Annotated in this window: 14 protein-coding genes; 7 read left to right on the plus strand and 7 right to left on the minus strand. The window is 69.2% G+C overall.

Annotated elements, in window-relative coordinates:
• Positions 1 to 6: 6 nt before the first annotated feature.
• The 4 genes from GXW76_RS05225 (at position 7) to GXW76_RS05240 (ending at position 5170) form a co-directional block, all read left to right on the plus strand.
• Entirely contained in the window at positions 7 to 2784 is a 2778-nt protein-coding gene (locus GXW76_RS05225) for a hypothetical protein (protein ID WP_211860933.1), read from the plus strand.
• 280 nt (positions 2785 to 3064) lie between these two features.
• The gene (locus GXW76_RS05230) at positions 3065 to 4366 is read left to right on the plus strand and encodes a site-specific DNA-methyltransferase (RefSeq protein WP_211860934.1); all 1302 of its coding nucleotides are present in this window, start codon (positions 3065 to 3067) and stop codon (positions 4364 to 4366) included.
• Complete coding sequence (locus GXW76_RS05235) at positions 4353 to 4748, plus strand: SAM domain-containing protein (protein ID WP_211860935.1); 396 nt, start codon at positions 4353 to 4355, stop codon at positions 4746 to 4748. The genes GXW76_RS05230 and GXW76_RS05235 overlap by 14 nt, the downstream gene beginning before the upstream one ends.
• Positions 4748 to 5170, plus strand: a complete 423-nt coding sequence (locus tag GXW76_RS05240) for a hypothetical protein (protein WP_211860936.1) — start codon at positions 4748 to 4750, stop codon at positions 5168 to 5170. The genes GXW76_RS05235 and GXW76_RS05240 overlap by 1 nt, the downstream gene beginning before the upstream one ends.
• Before the next feature lie 334 nt (positions 5171 to 5504).
• Here GXW76_RS05240 and GXW76_RS05245 read toward each other — a convergent pair whose 3' ends face one another.
• Positions 5505 to 6203, minus strand: a complete 699-nt coding sequence (locus GXW76_RS05245) for a recombinase family protein (RefSeq protein ID WP_211860937.1) — start codon at positions 6201 to 6203, stop codon at positions 5505 to 5507.
• On the minus strand, positions 6203 to 7174 hold the full coding sequence (locus GXW76_RS05250) for a DUF3489 domain-containing protein (protein ID WP_211860938.1): 972 nt from the start codon (positions 7172 to 7174) through the stop codon (positions 6203 to 6205). Before GXW76_RS05250 ends, GXW76_RS05245 begins: the two co-directional genes overlap by 1 nt.
• Positions 7175 to 7479: 305 nt before the next feature.
• Here GXW76_RS05250 and GXW76_RS05255 point away from each other — a divergent pair, with 305 nt between their 5' ends.
• On the plus strand, positions 7480 to 7728 hold the full coding sequence (locus GXW76_RS05255) for a hypothetical protein (protein ID WP_211860939.1): 249 nt from the start codon (positions 7480 to 7482) through the stop codon (positions 7726 to 7728).
• Positions 7729 to 7746: 18 nt separating this feature from the next.
• Here GXW76_RS05255 and GXW76_RS05260 read toward each other — a convergent pair whose 3' ends face one another.
• The 5 genes from GXW76_RS05260 to GXW76_RS05280 are packed head-to-tail and all read right to left on the minus strand — an operon-like array spanning position 7747 to position 13733.
• Positions 7747 to 8646, minus strand: coding sequence for a hypothetical protein (locus GXW76_RS05260; protein ID WP_211860940.1), 900 nt, complete (start codon positions 8644 to 8646; stop codon positions 7747 to 7749).
• Complete coding sequence (locus GXW76_RS05265) at positions 8643 to 9653, minus strand: MlaD family protein (RefSeq protein ID WP_211860941.1); 1011 nt, start codon at positions 9651 to 9653, stop codon at positions 8643 to 8645. The genes GXW76_RS05260 and GXW76_RS05265 overlap by 4 nt, the downstream gene beginning before the upstream one ends.
• Complete coding sequence (locus GXW76_RS05270; protein ID WP_211860942.1) at positions 9650 to 10354, minus strand: P-loop NTPase family protein; 705 nt, start codon at positions 10352 to 10354, stop codon at positions 9650 to 9652. Before GXW76_RS05270 ends, GXW76_RS05265 begins: the two co-directional genes overlap by 4 nt.
• On the minus strand, positions 10351 to 11151 hold the full coding sequence (locus GXW76_RS05275) for an MlaE family ABC transporter permease (protein ID WP_211860943.1): 801 nt from the start codon (positions 11149 to 11151) through the stop codon (positions 10351 to 10353). The genes GXW76_RS05270 and GXW76_RS05275 overlap by 4 nt, the downstream gene beginning before the upstream one ends.
• Positions 11148 to 13733 (minus strand): cache domain-containing protein, encoded by a 2586-nt coding sequence (locus GXW76_RS05280; RefSeq protein ID WP_211860944.1) that lies wholly within the window; start codon positions 13731 to 13733, stop codon positions 11148 to 11150. The genes GXW76_RS05275 and GXW76_RS05280 overlap by 4 nt, the downstream gene beginning before the upstream one ends.
• A gap of 371 nt (positions 13734 to 14104) precedes the next feature.
• Between GXW76_RS05280 and GXW76_RS05285 the strand changes: the two genes are divergently transcribed.
• Both GXW76_RS05285 and pflB read left to right on the plus strand, forming a co-directional pair.
• Positions 14105 to 15481, plus strand: a complete 1377-nt coding sequence (locus GXW76_RS05285) for a bifunctional enoyl-CoA hydratase/phosphate acetyltransferase (RefSeq protein WP_211860945.1) — start codon at positions 14105 to 14107, stop codon at positions 15479 to 15481.
• A gap of 68 nt (positions 15482 to 15549) precedes the next feature.
• Positions 15550 to 17814, plus strand: a complete 2265-nt coding sequence (pflB, locus tag GXW76_RS05290) for a formate C-acetyltransferase (protein ID WP_211860946.1) — start codon at positions 15550 to 15552, stop codon at positions 17812 to 17814.
• The last annotated feature ends 9 nt before the right edge of the window (positions 17815 to 17823 follow it).

Raw genomic sequence — 17823 nt, forward strand, 5'->3', positions numbered from 1 at the left:
GTGGGCGTGCTGGACGACGAGACAGGGTTCAAGCGACCAAACTACCGCGACACGTCACAAGACGGGCCCGACGGATATGTCTCCCGTCGACGCTATCGGCTTACCTTCGGACACTTCATGCAGACGGCGCCATGGACCGACCGCCGCCTGTTGGCTTGGCCTGATCTCGTCACCTTACTAACAACGCATGAAGTAGGTTCGAAAGAGGGCGCCTGCTTCACTCCCGCGGTGTTTCGTGGCGCGCGTCGCCACAAGTCCGATGCCGAGCAGATCGACCTCGCCGTCCTCGACAGCGATAGCGGCGTGCCCCTGGACGAGATCCGTTCCGCAATTGCGGCACGCGGTTGGCAGGCTATCACCGCCTCCACCCATAGCCACCTGACGACCACCACCTCCTGCAAGCGCAGCAACTGGGACAGGTACCGAGCCCAGCACGGCGCTGATGCCGCTGGCTACCTCGTCCAGGACAAGGGCTACCTGCCGGCGGTGGCGGCGGGCGCCGCCGTAGTTTGCGAGGTCGGGGACGACGTTACCTTCCGCCACCAACCCTGCCCGAAATTCCGCATCGTACTCCCGCTGGCGCGTCCGTGGCGGGCGGCCGACCATGGCTCCCAGAAGCTTGCGAACGAGGCGTGGAGGGAGCGCGTCGAGGCCGTCGCCGCTGCTCTGCGCCTTCGGCACGACCAGTCCTGCACCGACACGTCACGGCTGTTCTACCTGCCTCGCCGACCTGCGGATGGCCTGCCTCCTGAGATCGCGATCCTCGAAGGCGCCCCCTGCGACATTTTCTCGCTGCCGACCGTCACGCGCGCCGCACGCACCGAGCGTCCCCGCAAGCGCAAGGCCTCCCCCTTAGATCCGCCCGAGGTCACAGACGCCATGACCGGGGAGGTGTTCGACCTGAGCCTCTGGGAGCGAAGCCATGCTCGGCGCTTTGAGATCGTCACCGCGCTCCGGGCCCGCCGCCCCGACGTGCTCTTGGGCAGGGTGGTCGAGCGCAAACACCACCTCCGCTGCGTCAATGCCGCCACCCACACTTCCGCCACGGACGACTTCGCTACTATCGCGATCAACGCCTCGGAGTCGGAGTCCGGGCGCTTCGTGCTGCACTGCATGCACAACCACTGCGCCGAGCACGACCACCTCGCCTTCCTCAAGCAGATGATCGAGCAAGGATGGCTGTCGGTTAGCGATCTCATCAACCCCGACTTCTTAGTCGGGGGCAAGCCGCCACCGCCAACGATCCAGTACACGCCGGGCAAGCTGCACGAGATCGTCGACCAGGCCGAACAAGCCCTCATCACTGCCAATCTCGGCCTCTACCAGCGCGGTACCTTCATCGTGCGTGTCGGCACGGTGCGGACCAGTCCAGCGGCGACCGGCGAGGGCGAGCGGCGCCGCATCATCCATCAGGGTGATCGCGCCATCGTCGAGGCGATGACCGAGGCTGCAAACTGGGAGAAGTTCGATCGGCGCTCCGAGGCCTGGGTCAGCATTGACGCGCCGATATCCGTCGCGAACACCTACCTGCAGCGTATCGGCCGCTGGGACCTACGCGTGCTCACTGGCCTGCTCAACGCGCCGACGCTGCGCGCCGACGGATCGATTCTCTCTGCCCCAGGGTACGACGAGGCTACTGGGTTGCTATTGGAGGTGGCGGCCGGGCGGTACCCATCCATCCCCGCCCAGCCGACCTGGACGCAAGCCCGCGCCGCTCTCGACGTGCTGATCACGCTGATCGCCGAGTTCCCCTTCGTCGGGCCAGTGGATCGATCAGTGGCCGTCTCGGCGGTCCTGACCGGAGTAGTCCGGCGCAGCCTGCGCACGGCGCCGTTGCACGGCTTCGACGCGCCGGTGGCCGGGTCCGGAAAATCCAAGCTGGTGGATATCGCCACCCTGACTGCCAGTGGCCAGCTGGCAGCCGTGATCGCCCAGGGGCGGACCGAGGAGGAACTCGAAAAGCGCCTGGCTGCGCAGCTGCTCGCCGGTGAGGCAGGCGTCGCCATCGACAACTGCGAAGGCCCCCTCGGTGGCGACTTCCTGTGCCAGATGCTGACGCAGACGACGGTGCGGATGCGGATCCTCGGTCGATCGGAGGTGCCGGAGCTGCCGACGACTGCGCTGGTCACGGCAACGGGCAACAACCTGACCCTCATGGGGGACATGACGCGGCGTGCCATCCTCTGCCGGCTCGATCCACAATGTGAGCGGCCGGAGCTGAGGCGGTTCGCTTCTGATCCCATCACGACCTTGCGGGCTGAGCGCTCGAGATACCTCGTCGCCGCGCTGACGGTGCTGCGCGCCTTCCACGTGGCAGGGCGTCCTCGCCAGGCCGATCCGCTCGGCTCATTCGAGGATTGGAGCGACTGGGTGCGCGGCGCGCTGATCTGGCTCGGCGAAGCCGACCCCGTCGTCAGCATGGAGACCATTCGCGCGGAGGATCCCAAGCTCGAGGCCATCACCGCGGTGATGACGCAGTGGTGGAGCGCGCTCGGCGACAGGCGCGTCGCCGTACGTGCGGTCATCGATGCTGCTACGGCGCAGCGGACGCTGATGGGGTCAATCCACTCGAAGCAGGAGTTCGTCCAACCGGACTTTCGGGAAGCTTTACTCGCTGTGGCCGGCGAGGGCGGGGCTGTGAATAGCAGACGCCTCGGGCGCTGGCTTGCCGCCAATGAGGGGCGGATCGTCGGGCGCTGGCGGTTCGAGCGCGGAGGTGAGATCGGCGGAGCGGCTACCTGGACCCTGAGGGAGATCAGGGAGGTGGGCCGTGAAGCGGCCTGATCTCCCGACGACCTGCCCCGAGAAGGATACTCCGGTTAGGGGGTTTCGGGGGTTTGGGGGATTTCGTCCAGTCAACGCGGGGAAACTGTCAGAGACAGAATCCTCTCATCCGTATGCGCATGACAGTTTCATAGGGAGGACCTCGGGAGAGCCCCGAAACCCCCTAAACCCCCTACGGCATCGTCAGGGCTCGAAGCGCAATCTCACGCGTGCGCCACCAGCGCGCTGCAAGCGGACCTTTTCCTCCTTCGCCACCATCGCATTCTCCCTGGAGGCCTCCATGCCGCCGCCTGACTCCACGCACGCAGACTTCCCCGCCTACAAAAAGGCGAGCGTTGCCGACTTGATTCCCTACGCCCGCAATGCGCGAACCCACTCCGATGAGCAGGTCGCGCAGATCGCAGCCTCGATCCGCGAGTTCGGCTTCACCAACCCGGTGCTAACCGATGGCGCCAACGGCATCATCGCCGGCCATGGCCGCGTGCTCGCCGCGCGCAAGCTGGGGCTGGAGGAGGTGCCGGTGATCGAGCTCGCCCACCTCACCCCAGCGCAGCGCCGCGCCTACGTCCTCGCGGACAACCGTCTCGCCCTCTCAGCCGGCTGGGACGAGGATCTGCTGCGCCTGGAACTGCTCGACTTGCAGGAGGTCGGCTTCGACCTCGGCCTGACCGGCTTCGACGCCGACGAGATCGCCGGCTTCCTCGCCGAGCCGACTGCGGGCCTCACCGACCCGGACGACATCCCGCCCCTGCCCGAAACGCCGGTCACCCAGCCGGGCGATGTCTGGCTGTTGGGCCGCCACCGCCTGGCATGCGGGGATTGCACGGATGAGGCCGTTGTCGCCGCTGCACTTGGCGACGCCCGCCCCCACCTCATGGTCACCGACCCGCCCTACGGCGTCGCCTACGACCCGGCCTGGCGCAACCGCGCCGGGCTCAGCACCACCACCCGCACCGGCCGCGTCGAGAACGACCACCGCGCCGACTGGCGCGAGGCCTGGGCGCTGTTCCCCGGCGAGGTCGCCTATGTCTGGCACGGCGCCCTGCACGCCACCACGGTCGCCGACAGCCTGACCGCCTGCGGTTTCGAGATCCGCGCCCACATCATCTGGGCCAAGGACCGCCTGGTGCTCGGCCGCGGCCACTACCACTGGCAACACGAGCCCGCCTGGTACGCCGTGCGTGGCCAAGGGCATTGGACCGGCGACCGCAAGCAGACGACGCTGTGGCAGATCGCCGGACGCAGCGAGGACGCCGAGACCGTCCACGGCACCCAGAAGCCCGTCGAATGCATGCGCCGGCCGATCGAGAACAATTCCTCGCCCGGCCAGGCGCTCTACGAGCCGTTCAGCGGCAGCGGCACTACCATCATTGCCGCGGAGATGACGGGGCGGGCCTGCCACGCGATCGAGCTGTCGCCGGCCTATGTCGACGTCGCGGTGGCGCGCTGGGGGGCCTTCACCGGGCAGGCGGCGGTCCGCGAGGCGGATGGTGCCCTGTTCGGCCGCCTGGCTCCTGCCGTCGCCCCTGCCGGCCGCACGGCGGCCCCTACGGCGGCGGAGAGCAACCATGCGCCGGTATGACCCGACGCCGGACCAGCGCCGCACGGTGAAGACCATGGCGGGGTTCGGGGTGCCGCACACCGACATCGCGGCCTTCCTCGGCATCGATGCCAAGACCCTGCGCAAGCACTTCCGGGAGGAGATGGACCGCGGGACGGTGGAGGCGAATGCGAAGGTGGCGCAGTCGCTGTTCCAGATGGCGACGCAGGGTAAGAACGTCGCCGCGGCGATCTTTTGGATGAAGGCCCGGGCCGGCTGGCGCGAGAAGGTCGAGATCAAGCCGGTGTTCGACGATCTGGAGCAGCTGACGGATGCGCAGCTGGAGGCGATCATACGCAGCGGGCGCATCTCGCGGCCGCAGATCGAGGTGAGGATCAGCGACGAGACAAAGGAGGAGGGCTGATGAACGGTCCCGCGTCGAACGCTGCCGCGCCGGAAGGCCGGCCCACCCTGACGGAGGAGCAGTGCCGGGTGGCGCGCGCGATGGCGGGGCTCGGGGTCTCGCGGCGGCACATCGCGATGCACCTGCGGATCGAGGCGGCGGCGCTGATCGCCCAGTTGGGCGAGGAACTGGAACTGGCGGAGGTGGAGGCCAACAGCAAGGTGGCGAAGGCGCTGTTCCGCATGGCGACGCAGGGCAACAATGTGGCCGCGGCGATCTTCTGGATGAAGGCGCGAGGCGGCTGGCGCGAGCGGCCGGATCCGGACGCGTCGGGCGGGGACGGCGCCCGGGCAATCCAGGTCGAGATCGTCAGGCTCTCCGATCCGGCCAGGCCGCGACCGACGCTGGACGTCGATCCGTCTGCCGACCGCAGCGCACCTTGATCGCATCTGTTCACCACCGACCAACGACCGTTGGTGGGTGGTGAACAGGCGATGTGCCTCGGCGCTTCTGCTACAAGCCTCCGCTGAGAGGGACGCGGATTGCAGCACTCGCACCTGCGAATCATTTACCTGGCCGGTGCAGCCTGCTTGGTGGCGGCCTGCTCTGCCATGCCCCCGCGGAGCATCATGCCGCACCTGCAAGGCGGGCCATCGGATGAACGCCCGTCCTGGCTGCGCGACCTGCCGGCGCAGCTGGAGCGGCATCCAGCACCTGAAGGGTGGGGCGGCGATCACCTGGCCGCGGTGCAGGTACGTCCTGGTGGAGGATAGGTGCTCATGCAGCCGCCGTGCGCGCCAATACCCGTGCCACGGTCGTGTGCGTCCAGGCACCACAACCGCGCGGTGTCGGCACGCCCCGCTCGTTCAGTGCGCGCGCCAATGAGGCATATCCGTCCACGCCGATAGCTCGGAGCCGTGCGACCTCCAACCCCAACCGGTGAGCCGCCCGCTCTGCTACCTCGCGCCGTGTGGCAGTTGCGGCAGCGGGGTCCGGGCCCGACGTCGGCCGATAACCCCTGTCCCCGCCGAGGATTCTCCCCCGAGCTTTGGCCGCCGCCAGCGCCGCCCGGGTCCGCTCGCTGATCAGTTCCCGCTCCTTTTGCGCCATCGCCGCGTAGATCCGCAGCATCAGGTCGTCCGCCCCGGGCATGTCCGCCGCGCGGATCGAGAACCCGTCCTCCAGCAACTGCGACAACGTGTGCGCGCGGCGGGTGATGCGGTCGAGCCGCGCCGCCACCAGCACGGCGTCCAATCGCCGGCAGCGGGCGAGGGCGGCCTGGAACCCCGACCGCCTGTCGTCCTTGCCGGAGGCGATGTCGGAGTACTCCGCCACCAGCGTCCAGCCCTGCGCGGCGACGAAGGACCGGATGCTCGCCTGCTGGGCCTCAAGCCCCAGCCCGATGTTGCCCTGCTCGGCGGTCGAGACCCGGATGAGCCCGACCGCGAGACGCGCAGCCCGTGCGCCGAGGCGCATCAGCCGGCTTCTGCCGGGGTGGTGGCTGTGGCGATGCGATAGATTGAGTAGGACCCCTTGGCACCCTGCTTGTTTGGGCCGACCTCGCGGACGCGCTCCAGCACATACACCGCGATCCCCTCGCGCTTGAGGCCGGCGAGGAAGCCGCGGACCGTGTGCTGCTGCCAGCCGGTGGTGTCGATAACCTGGGCGATCGAGGCGCCCTCGTCCCGGCACAGCAGGGCGAGGACCGTCGCCCGCTTGGTGCCGGTGCGGGGCGGGCGCGGCGCCCCAGTGTCACGGGCTGGACGCGCTGAACGCGCAGGCGGGGCGGCGAGCGCTTCCCGCAGGGCGGCGATGGCCGCGTCCATGCCCTCGCGCTCGGGCCCGTCCCACGTGGCCGCAAGACTTGCCGCAGCCATCCGCAGGGCAGCCGCGCGGCCGTTGGCGCCGTGCCGAGGCACAGGTGGGCGCTGAGGTGCCTGGGCGGCTTCGTCGCTGCTGGATGGCGGCGGAGGCGGAAACGCCGCCAGTGAGTCTCCCTGACCCGCCATGGGGAAGAGGGCCACGTCGGGTCGGGCGCCGCAGACCGATGCCGTCATCGGCTCCTCCCCACCCGCGGCGTCGGCGCCGAGCCCCACGCCGGCGTCGAGCGCGGCCTGGGCGAGCGCCTGCGCCGCATCATGCTCGGCCACGCTCATCCCGCCGAGTTCCACTTCGTCCACCGCCGTGGCCATCTCCAGCTCGACATCGATGGCGCGCAGCCCCGCGTCGGTGATGCGCAGCAGCCCGGTCTGGCCGTCGATCTGCCAGGCATCCCGTGCGTTGTAGGCACTGGCGTGTTCATCGCTGACGAACCCCTGCTTGAGCAGCGACTTCGCCACCGTCTGCCGGGCCGCGGCGGGTAGGCGCTCGGGCGGGATGGCCAGCCGGTCAGCGCGCTGGCTGGCCTGGCTAAGGATGCTGCGCTGGGTGTCGGATAGCTTCGTCATCGTCGGGCTCCGGTTCCGCACCCGATGATCCGGGTGCTATTAGCCCGAGCCCCGCGATCTCATCCTCGGCGGGGCGTCGCGGTGCTCTCCGCGCTCCCGACCATTCGCTCTGAAGCAGTGCGAAGCCAAGCGAAGGTCGGGATCATCTTGTTGCTTTCTGTGGCCTGCACGCAGATCGGCATCGTGGGGTTCGACGGGCAGATCGAGTTCGAGGCATTAAGGCTCTATGGGCTGCCGGAGGCGGCACCGGCGCTGCTCTGCGGCACGCCCGCGTTGCCGCAGAGCAGCGGGAGTTTGCGGCGGAGATGTCCTGGGATATGCCGAGCCTCGCACCTAGTGCGACCAGCCTGCTCGACGTCACGGTGCCCAGCGCGCGGCAGGGGGACATCGCCCATGCGGCGCTCGCCTCGCCGACGCGCTTCATCGAGCTCGACGCTTTCGCCTGGTCGAACAACACCGTGCGCGTCATGGCCCGCAACATCTCGCCGACGGCGACATTCGATCTCGGCGCGGCGACGCTGTCGGTGACGACAAAAAAACGACGCCTTCCGTGACGTTCCCACTCGCACCAACTATCTACGATCGCCGCCCGCCTCCAGGTCACGCAGCTCCGCGCGCGCGGCGTCAACGATCTCGGGCTGCCCCGACCGACGCCCCTCGGTCTGCGCTGCCATGAGCCAACGCCGCGCCTCTGCGTCCTCACCGCGCCGGGAAGCACCGCGGCCCGCGCGCAGCCACAGATCTGCAGCCGCGGCGCCATCCCCGGCCCGGTGCGCCGCCTCGGCCTGGATCGCGAGCGCCCGGCTCAGACCCCGGTAGTCCATCGCGTCGCGCCGCGCCTCGGCCGCCGCCGCCGCCGCGTCCCGGGCGCCCGTCACGTCGCCGGCTGCCAGCGCGGTCAGTGCTTCCAGCTCCCTCGCGTCTGCCTGAAATGCTCCTTCCGGCGAGGTGCCGAGCGACTGCCGTGCCGAAGCCAGGCCGTCCCGGTCCCCTCGTGCCGCGGCCACGAGCCCCCGCAGGAAGATCGCCCGCCGGAGCGCGTCGACATCGTCGCCAGCGGTATCGGCAGCCCTACCGGCTGCGGCACTCGCGCCGGCATTGTCGCCCAGGCGGTAGAGGGCCACAGCCTCCGCCAAGCTCAGCGCGGCCGGTGCGGGCACGGCCCGGCGCCCGAGTTCGACGCGTGTCGCGCGTGCCACCTCGAGAGCCTCGCGCGGGCGACCGCGGTCGAGCTCCGCGGCCGCCAGCCCGGTGGCTGCGTCAGCGATCGCCTCCGCATCGTCCCGCTCGCGCGCGCGTGCAAGCGCCTGTCCATAGAGCCGCGCCGCCTCGATCGGTCGGTCGAGTTCCAGCGCGAGGCGCCCTGCCCGCGCATTGCGCGCCAACGTCTCGTCCTGCGACGGCGCAGGTGGCACGGCGGAGCCGCCACAGGCGGCAACCGCGAGCACCGCAAGGATGCCGGCCAGCCTCACGGTCGCAACCGCTCCGACGGCGGCCGCCGCGGTTCGGGCGGGGGCGGTCCGCCACCCCCCAGCAGCCAAAGCCCCCGCAACTGGGTCAACAGCAGCTCGAGTTCGCGCGTCGTCTGCTGCGTCTGCGTCAGCAGCGCCGGCAGGTTGGCGGCGCCTTCCTCCACGTTACGCAGAGTCTGCGGCAGTCGCGGCGTCGCGCGGGCAATATCGCGCGTCGCCTGCTGCAGGCTCGCGACCGTCTGGTCCACGCGGCGGATCAGTGCCGGAATGCCGGAACTTCCCGAGCCTGCCTCGCCGACCAAGCGGCTCGCCTGTTCCGCCACGCCGTCCAAGCGTTCGACCAGGCGGGCCATGGCCTGGATGATCGTGGCGACATCCGTTGCCGCCCCCTCCACCGTGCGCGCCAGCGCGTCGCTCGTGACCAGCCTGCCGATGGAACCCTCGCCCCGTTCGACGCGGTCGAACAGTTCCGCGACGGAATGCGCTGCGCGCTGCAGGTCGTCCAGGAGCGGGAAGACCCGCCGCTGCACCTCGTCCAGCATGGCGCCGACCGTCTCCGTCGGTGCGCGTTCGCTGGTTGCCTCGATCAATGCGAAGGACCAGTCAAGCGGCGGCCCGGTGCCCTGCAGTACGTCGAGATAGGCCGCGCCGGCGACGCCGAAGCGGCGCCGGATGACAGCCGCGGAATCGCGGCGGATGAAGGGGCGTGCCTGCTCCTCCACGTCGACCTCCGCCATGATGCGCTGGTTCGGCTCGAAGGTGATGCGGCGAACCGTGCCGGCCCTGGTGCCCAGCACTTCCATCTCCGAGCCGACCGACAGGCCCGAGACACCCTGGGCCGGAAGCAGGACACGCAGCGTCGCCGTCGTGCGCATCCAATCGCGCAGCACGCCGACATGCAGCACCCCGGCGACAAAGGCCGCCACCGCCAGCAGGACGAGCAGCCCTACCCATTCGTCGGCGTTGCGCAGGCCGAAGCGGCGCGAGGATGGGCGCGGCGCCGTCATGGGCGCGCCCGTCCGCGACGGAAGCCACGGTCGCTCAGCACTAGGCGCTGGCTGCTTGGCGGGCTGGAATCGCCCCAGAACATGGCGTTCGAGGTCATCCAGAGGCACGCTGCGCCGCGCGCGCGCGCGGCGGCAACGGCGTCGCGCAACGGCGCGGCCAGGTCGGGAACGCGCCCCTGCTGCAGCGGATCCTCAAGCAGGACCAGCATTGGCTCGCCGAGGAAGGCCCGCACGCAGGCCGCCCGCGCGAGGTCTGCGACCGGCGCCGAGGTTGGTCGCTCGAGCGGCAGTCCGGGCAGCCCGAACGCATGCGCAAGGGCCGCCGCCCGATCGCGCAGCTCGGGCTCCGGGGTGCGGGTGTGATGCAGCAGGGGCAGCAGGATGTTCTCCGCGAGCGAGAGATACGGGATCCATCCGCCGTTGTGGAAGACGCGCCCGATGCGTCCCCGCAGTGCATCGGCGATGTCATCGGGCTGGCGCGACCAGTCGTAGCCGAGAAAGGTGACCTGCCCTTCCGCGGCCAGATCAAGGCCGCTCGCGAGGTCGGCGCAGCGGGCCGCGCGGCTAGGTTCAGGCGCGAGGACGAGGGCGAGTTCTCCGGCTTCGAGGCGTAGGTCGAGGACGATCCCGTCCTCGGTCATCCCGAGGTCGCGTGCGGCCTCCATCGCCAGCACGGGGGGGCGTCCCGACGTGCCGCTCACGCCGCCAGGCTCAGCAGGCCGGAGGTGAGCAGCACGGCGAGGACGCCGCGCAGGAAGCCGCGCGGCAGCAGCGTGGTGAGGCTGTCGCCGCGTTCCGCCGAAAGTCCTGTCAGCACGGCGGAGAGCCCGACCAGCGCCCCGATTGCCAGCAGCTTGCCCGGGAAGAGCAGGAAGTCGCGTGGTCCCATCGCGTGCAGCACGGCATCGAGGAAGCCGGGCAGGGAGAGTCGCACAACGCCGAGCAGGCTGCCGCTGACGAAGCCGGTCAGCAGAGCGACCAGCACGAAGACGACGCCGAGCGTGAAGCACCCTACGGCGAAGGCGAGCACCCGGGGCAACACCAGCACGCGGAAGGGATCGAGCCCCATGCCGCGCAGCGCGTGGACCTGCCCGGCAGTCTGCATGGTGCCGAGCTCGACTATCGCGACCATGCCGCTGCGCCCCAGCAGCAGGAAGCCGACCAGCACCGGCGCGACCTCCCGCACGAGGACGGTGACGATCACCCGCCCGACCAGCCCCTCCTGCCCGGCTTGACCCAGCCAGTAGATCGCCTGGTAGACGAGGGCGAAGCCGACCAGCACGCCGGTCACGAGGATGGTGGGCAGGCCACCGCCCGTGGTCCGCACCAAGATCCACCGGAACTCAGCGCGGACCGTTCGCCGCCAGGTATGCACCTGGAGTGTCTCCCGCAGGATGCCGGCTGCGAGGGCGGCCATTGTCAGCGCGTAGCCGAAGCGGACGCGCACCGGGCGACCGATGCGGGCAAGCCAGGAGGGAGCCTCGGCAACGTCGGTCATGCCTGCCCCGCCAGGATGAAGAAACGCATCTCGCCGACGCGCGGCAGGTAGAAGGAGCCGCGCGGGCGGAACATGAAGTCCCGGCGCAGCGCCTCGTAGAGCGGTTCGCTTGCCTGGATCCCCCCGGCGGGGGCTGTCTCGGCAAGGTGGTCCGCCGTGCGCACCGCATCGCCCCAGAGGTTAAAGAAGCGCGGGCCCCGTCCGACGCTGCTGCCGATCGCGACGCCGAGGTCAAGGCCGATGCGGAATGCGGGCGGCTGTCGCGCCTCCTCGAAAAGGGCCTCGCAGCGGTCGCGCAGATCAAGCGCAGCGGCGGCAATGCGGCGCGCGGCCGGCACACCAGCTTCCTCGCGCGTGAAGCCCGCGGCAGCGAAGACCTCCTCGCCTGTCAGCCGCGCGTAGGGCAGGCCGTGCGCCGTCGCGACCTCCTGCAAGAGCCCAGCGATGATGTCGGCGATGGGCGTGCCGGGCGGGCCGGCGCGGCCGAGCGCCACGGGGTCGGTGAAGCGCAGCGCCATCACCGCGACGCCGGGCAGCACCTCGGCGGCGACCTCCTCGGCTCCGAAGTGCAGCAGCGCGCCATCGGACAGGCCGGCGCGGGCGGGTTCGGGGGCAGTGCCGGGAGTCTCGGGAGCAGAGACCGGCGCCGGGGTGGCCACACGGCCGCGCAGCCGTAACGCCACCATGTTCGCGACCGCTCGGGCGAAGTCGGTGGCGGCCGGAGTCTCCTCCGGCACGTCCTCGAGCAGAACGGTGCCAAGGACTGTCTCGCCAATCTCCACGGGCACGGCGATCAGTGCCCGGCTGCCGAAGCCATGCATCCAGGAGCGGTGCAGTTCCGCCGTCGCGGGTTCGAATGCCGCATCCGCCACCTCAATCACGTCGCGCGTACCAAGGCGTCGGAACAGGGCAGGCATCTCGCGCCGGTGCAACTCGATGTCAGCCAAATGGCCGTTCGCCTCGCGTTCGAACACGTCCACGCAGTGCAGGGCGACATTGCCGGGCAGCAGCCGCCAGATGCTCGCGCGCCGGGCTCCGGTGGCATGGGCGAGGGCTTCCGTCAGGGAGCGCGGGGCTGTCTCGCTATCAGGATCGAAGAGGCTGGCGTTCGCGGCGAGCGTCGCGAAGGCGCGGCTCTGCGCCTCGACCGCGCGGGATCGGTGCAGCACCTGCCGCGCCGCTCTGTCCGCACGCAGCCCCTGTCGTGCCAACAGGACGCCGAGCAGACCGGCGAGCGCCACGACACCGAGCGACATGACGAGCACATTCTGGTTGCTCGCGGTAACGAAGCCAGTGAAGTCGGACTCCGGTGCGGTGATCAGCACGCGCCAGCCACGCCCGGCTGAAGCCAGTTCGCTGGCTAGCAGGATGTAACGCGTGCCGTTGACATCTTCCACCCGGCGCACCTCCGAGGCGAGGCGCAAATGGTCGAAGGCGCGGGTGAGGAGCGGATCCCCGAGTTCGTCGAGGCGCACCGGGACTAGGCTACCATCCTGCTCCCGCAGCACGCGCGACGGGTCGGGATGCGCGACGAGGTACCCTTGTTGGTCGAGGATCATGGCCCGACCCGAGCGTCCGACGCGCAGGCCGGAGAGGAAGTGCGACAGCGCGGCGAGTTCGATGTCGAGGCCGATTGCCCCGGGCGATCCCTGCCAGGTGGCGGGCAGCGAGGCAGTGAGCCCGGGCGTACGCGCGGTGAAGAAGACGTAGGCGTCGGTCCAGGACAGGCCATTCGCCGCGATCGCGCCGCGATACCAGGGGCGCGTGCGCGGGTCGAAGGTGTCGGCGGGATCTTCGGCCGTGCCCGTCACCAAGCCGTCGGCGTCCCGGCGCAGGAAGGTCACGCGCCGCGCGCCGGGTGTGTTGACGATGGTCTTGGTCTCGGCGCCGCCATCCGGCAGGCGACGAACGAAGAGGTAGTTGCCCTGTGCGTCCCCGGCGCCGGCCAGAGCAACCTGCGGCAGCACCCGCAGGACGGAGGCGGCGCTGCGTTCGAAGACGAGCCGGCCCTGCTCGCTGGAGATGGGAAGCGCCGAGACGTCGCGCGCGATGCGGGCGGCGCGATCGACCGGGCCGAGGAAGGCGTTCACCTCCTCCTCCACGCGCTGTTCGAGGGTCTCGAAAAGGTCGGACGAGAGGTCGAGTGCGCCGCGCCGGTTAGCGTCGTGGGCGTAGAACGCGATGCCGAGGATGGCGCCCGCGATGAGAAGGACGCCGGCCGCGGGCACTGCGATGCGCACCAACCGCCTGCGGGTACGCCGTCTGCGGCCCGCGGGATCGAAGGACACATCGAGTACCGGCTCGTCGGCCAACTGCGCTTCCTCCCAACCCCTCCCACCCACCAAGAGGAGAACAAGTGCCGTCGTGGCGCAATCGCAATTGCCACCGATCGCGCTCTGTTCTCGGCTTGGCGCACGGCGTGTCCGGGATCGGCGTTGTACAGCGCGCCTAGTGCGCGCACGAGGCCATGATGCGAGGTGGGAGGTGCAGTTCCGTCCAGTAGGAAACCTGTAGTTTGGCGCCGGGCGGGTCGCAGACTGCCGTCGGCGGGTCACGTTGGGTCCAATCTGACGGAAGCGCATGCAGCGCTCTACCGGAGGGCGTCCACGGCTCAACGGGTGAAGCGCGGCCTTGCTCCGGAACCCTGTGCGATCGGCTTCCCGGATCGAGACTTCGAATGTGCCCGCTACGCCAGACAACGATGCTTGGCCCATCCCGCTGATTTCCCTTGCGCGTGAGGCCGGCTGAGTAGGAACGTCAGGCCACGATACACACGCGCAATGAACGGCCAGTGGTGGGGTAGATCAGGGAGGTTGAACGTCCGCGTGGAACGGGCCCGCTCGGTGTCTGCGCGCTCGAGGGGCAGGCCTTCCTGCAAGGATAGCTACTAGCGTTGCGCGCGCGGCGCCTGCGGCATCGATCGGGATGGACTCTCTGCATTGGGAGCAACTGCATGACAGGGCCCGGCAGCATCTCCGAGCCGATCGCCGGCGCGACGCGGCAAACCGCCTTCGTTGGTCAGAGCGTGACCCTTGAACACGAGATCAGACCCCAGGGGTTCGATCTGGCCACGGCGTTGTTCGGCTTCTCGGACGCAAGACCTGGCGAATTGTCGAGTCAGGCCGCCGCCCTGCTGCTGCACGGCCTGATCCTTGATTTCACGGCAAGGGGGCTTCCCGGACCGGGCGCCGACATACTGGGGCAAGATTTCGTGATCATCGCGCCGCCGGTGCCCGGCGAACGCATCGAGGCAACCGGCACCATCGTGGCGCGACCGGACAGCGAGACGGCGCTCATCGCCATCCTGCTGACCGTGCCTCGCGGACCGCTGGCCGAGGCGAAGGTCACCGTGCGTCTGCCCGAAGCGCCGGTTACGCGCCAGCCCGGGGCGCGTCCCGACATCCAACTGCACACGCACCGGCACCTCACCGCGCTGATGGCGCGCAGCGCCGAACTGCCGGCCCTGACGGCCGCCGTCGCCTGGCCCTGCGACCGCGACAGCCTCCTCGGCCCCATCCAGGCGGCCCGGCGGGGCGCGCTACAGCCGATTCTGGTTGGGCCACGCGCTTTGATCGAGGAGACCGCGACCAAGGCGGGCGAGACGCTGACCGGTTGCGAGATCGTCGAAGCCGCGACGCCACAGGAGGCTGCCGCGATCGCGGTGCGGCTGTGCCGCGAGGGGCGCGCGGCTAGCCTCATGAAGGGCAGCCTGCACACGGATGAGCTGATGTCCGCCGCCGTGGCACGCGAAGGCGGGCTCCGGACGAGCCGCCGTCTCAGCCACGTCTTCGCCATGGATGTGCCGAGCTACCCGAAGCCGCTCTTCATCACCGATGCGGCCATCAACATCGCGCCCGACCTCAAGACCAAGGTCGACATCGTGCAGAATGCGGTGGATCTGCTCCACGCGCTCGGGGTGGAGAACCCGAAGGTCGCCATCCTCTCCGCCGTCGAGACGGTGAACCCGCAGATCCCGAGCACCCTGGATGCCGCGGCCCTTTGCAAAATGGCCGACCGTGGGCAGATCACGGGCGCGACGCTGGATGGCCCGCTCGCCTTCGACAACGCGATCAGCAAGGCCGCCGCGGCGGTGAAGAAGATCGCATCCGCCGTTGCCGGCGATGCGGACATCCTGCTGGCACCCGACCTCGAGGCGGGGAACATGATCGCGAAGCAGCTGAGCTACCTCGCGAATGCCGACAGCGCCGGCATCGTGCTCGGCGCGCGCGTCCCGATCATCCTCACCAGTCGCGCCGACAGCGTGGAGTCACGCCTCGCGTCGATCGCTTTGGCCCAGGTCAGCACGGGGAATGAAGACCGCAAATCGTGAGTCGCGCCGGCTGCCGGTCGTGGGGCCGGCATCCGAGACAGACAAGAAGAATGGTGGAGGAAACGATCATGAACGACCTCGGTGTCCAGCCCTCCGGATCTGGCGAAGCGCGGTGCTGGCGCGGCTTCGAAAGTGGCCCCTGGCAGCGGACGATCGATGTCCGTGACTTCATCGTCAGGAACCTCACGCCCTACGAGGGAGACGAAGGCTTCCTGGTCGCGCCGAGCGCACGCACACAGGCCGTCTGGGCAAAGCTGCAACCCTACTTCCAGGAGGAACAGCAAAAGGGCGTCCTGGATGTCGACGCCACGGCTCCCTCCAGCATGCTCGCGCACGCGCCCGGGTGGATCGACCGCGACAGCGAGGTGATCGTCGGCCTGCAGACCGACAAGCCCTTCAAGCGCGCGATCTTCCCGGCCGGGGGGCTGCGGATGGTCGAGGCGGGCCTCGAGGCGGCGGGGTTCGCGGCGGACCCGACCGTCCACGAGATCTTCACCAAGTACCGAAAGACCCACAACGACGGCGTCTTCGATGCGTATACGCCGGAGATCATGCGATGCCGGACGTCCGGCATCATCACCGGCCTGCCGGATGCCTATGGCCGCGGGCGCATCATCGGCGACTACCCGCGCGTCGCGCTCTACGGCACGGACCGCCTGCTGGAGGTGAAGCGCCAGGAGCGCGCCCAGCTCGACGACATGTGGCCGACCGACGAGATCATCCGGCAGCGCGAGGAACTGGCGGAGCAGATGCGCGCCCTCGCCGACCTTGCCGAGATGGCCAAGCGCTATGGCTGCGATATCACCCGCCCCGCCGAGACGGGACAGGAGGCCGTGCAGTGGACCTACTTCGCCTACCTCGGCGCCATCAAGGAAGCCAACGGCGCGGCGATGTCGGTCGGCCGCATCTCCACCTTCCTTGACGTCTTCATCGAGCGCGACCTACGCGAAGGAACGTTGGACGAGGCCGGTGCGCAGGAACTGATCGACCAGCTCGTGCAGAAGCTGCGCATCGTGCGCTTCCTGCGGACGCCGGAATACGACGCGCTGTTCAGCGGCGACCCGTATTGGGCGACAGAATGCGTCGGCGGCATGGACATGAACGGGCGGACGATGGTCACCCGCACCAGCTATCGGCTGCTGCACACGCTGACCAATCTCGGCCCCGCGCCGGAGCCGAACATCACGGTGCTTTGGTCGAAGCACCTGCCCGCCCCCTTCAAGCGTTATTGCATCAAGATCAGCCGCGACACCTCCTCCCTGCAGTACGAGAACGACGACCTGATGCGGCCCTATTGGGGCGACGATTACGGCATCGCCTGCTGCGTCTCGGCCATGCGGCTCGGCAAGCAGATGCAGTTCTTCGGCGCGCGGGTGAACCTCGCCAAATGCATGCTCTACGCCATCAATGGCGGGCGGGACGAGGTAAGCGGAGAACAGATTGCCCCGACCTCGGCGCCGATCACAGCCGAGGTACTCGACTATGACGAGGTCTTCGCGAAATTCGACGCATCCATGGAGTGGCTCGCTCGCACCTATGTGCACGCGATGAACTGCATCCACTACATGCACGACAAGTACTTCTATGAGCGGCTGGAGATGGCGCTGCACGATCGCGACATCCTGCGCACGATGGCCTTCGGCATCGCTGGCCTTTCGGTCGTGGCGGACAGCCTTTCCGCCATCAGGCACGCGAAGGTGCATGTCATCCGCGACGACACCGGCCTCGCCGTGGACTACCGGATCGAAGGCGAGTTCCCGAAATACGGCAATGCCGACAGCCGGGTGGATGACATCGCGGTGGATCTGGTGTCCCGCTTCATGGCGAAGATCCGCAAGCACCCGACCTATCGCGATGCGGTCCATACCCAGTCGGTGCTGACCATCACTTCCAACGTCGTCTACGGAAAGGCCACCGGCAATACGCCGGACGGCCGGCGCAAGGGCGAACCCTTCGCGCCCGGCGCCAACCCGATGCACGGCCGGGACGACCATGGCTGGCTCGCGTCCTGCATCTCGGTCGCACGCCTGCCCTATGCCGATGCGCAGGACGGCATCAGCTACACCGTCTCGGTCGCGCCGACCATGGCGCGGCGCGACGAGGCGGCGGCGCTGGACAACGCCGTCAACGCCTTCGACATGTATTTCGGCCAGGGCGGCTTCCACATGAACCTCAACGTCCTCTCGAAGGAGACGCTGGAGGACGCGATGGAGCACCCGGAGAAGTATCCGCAGTTGACCATCCGGGTGTCCGGCTACGCGGTGAACTTCGTGCGGCTGACGCGCGAACAGCAGCTCGACGTCATCCGCCGCACCTTCCACGCCTCCTACTGAGGGCGCGGT

The organism is Neoroseomonas soli, from assembly GCF_018129065.1.
In the GTDB taxonomy this organism is placed as follows: domain Bacteria; phylum Pseudomonadota; class Alphaproteobacteria; order Acetobacterales; family Acetobacteraceae; genus Neoroseomonas; species Neoroseomonas soli.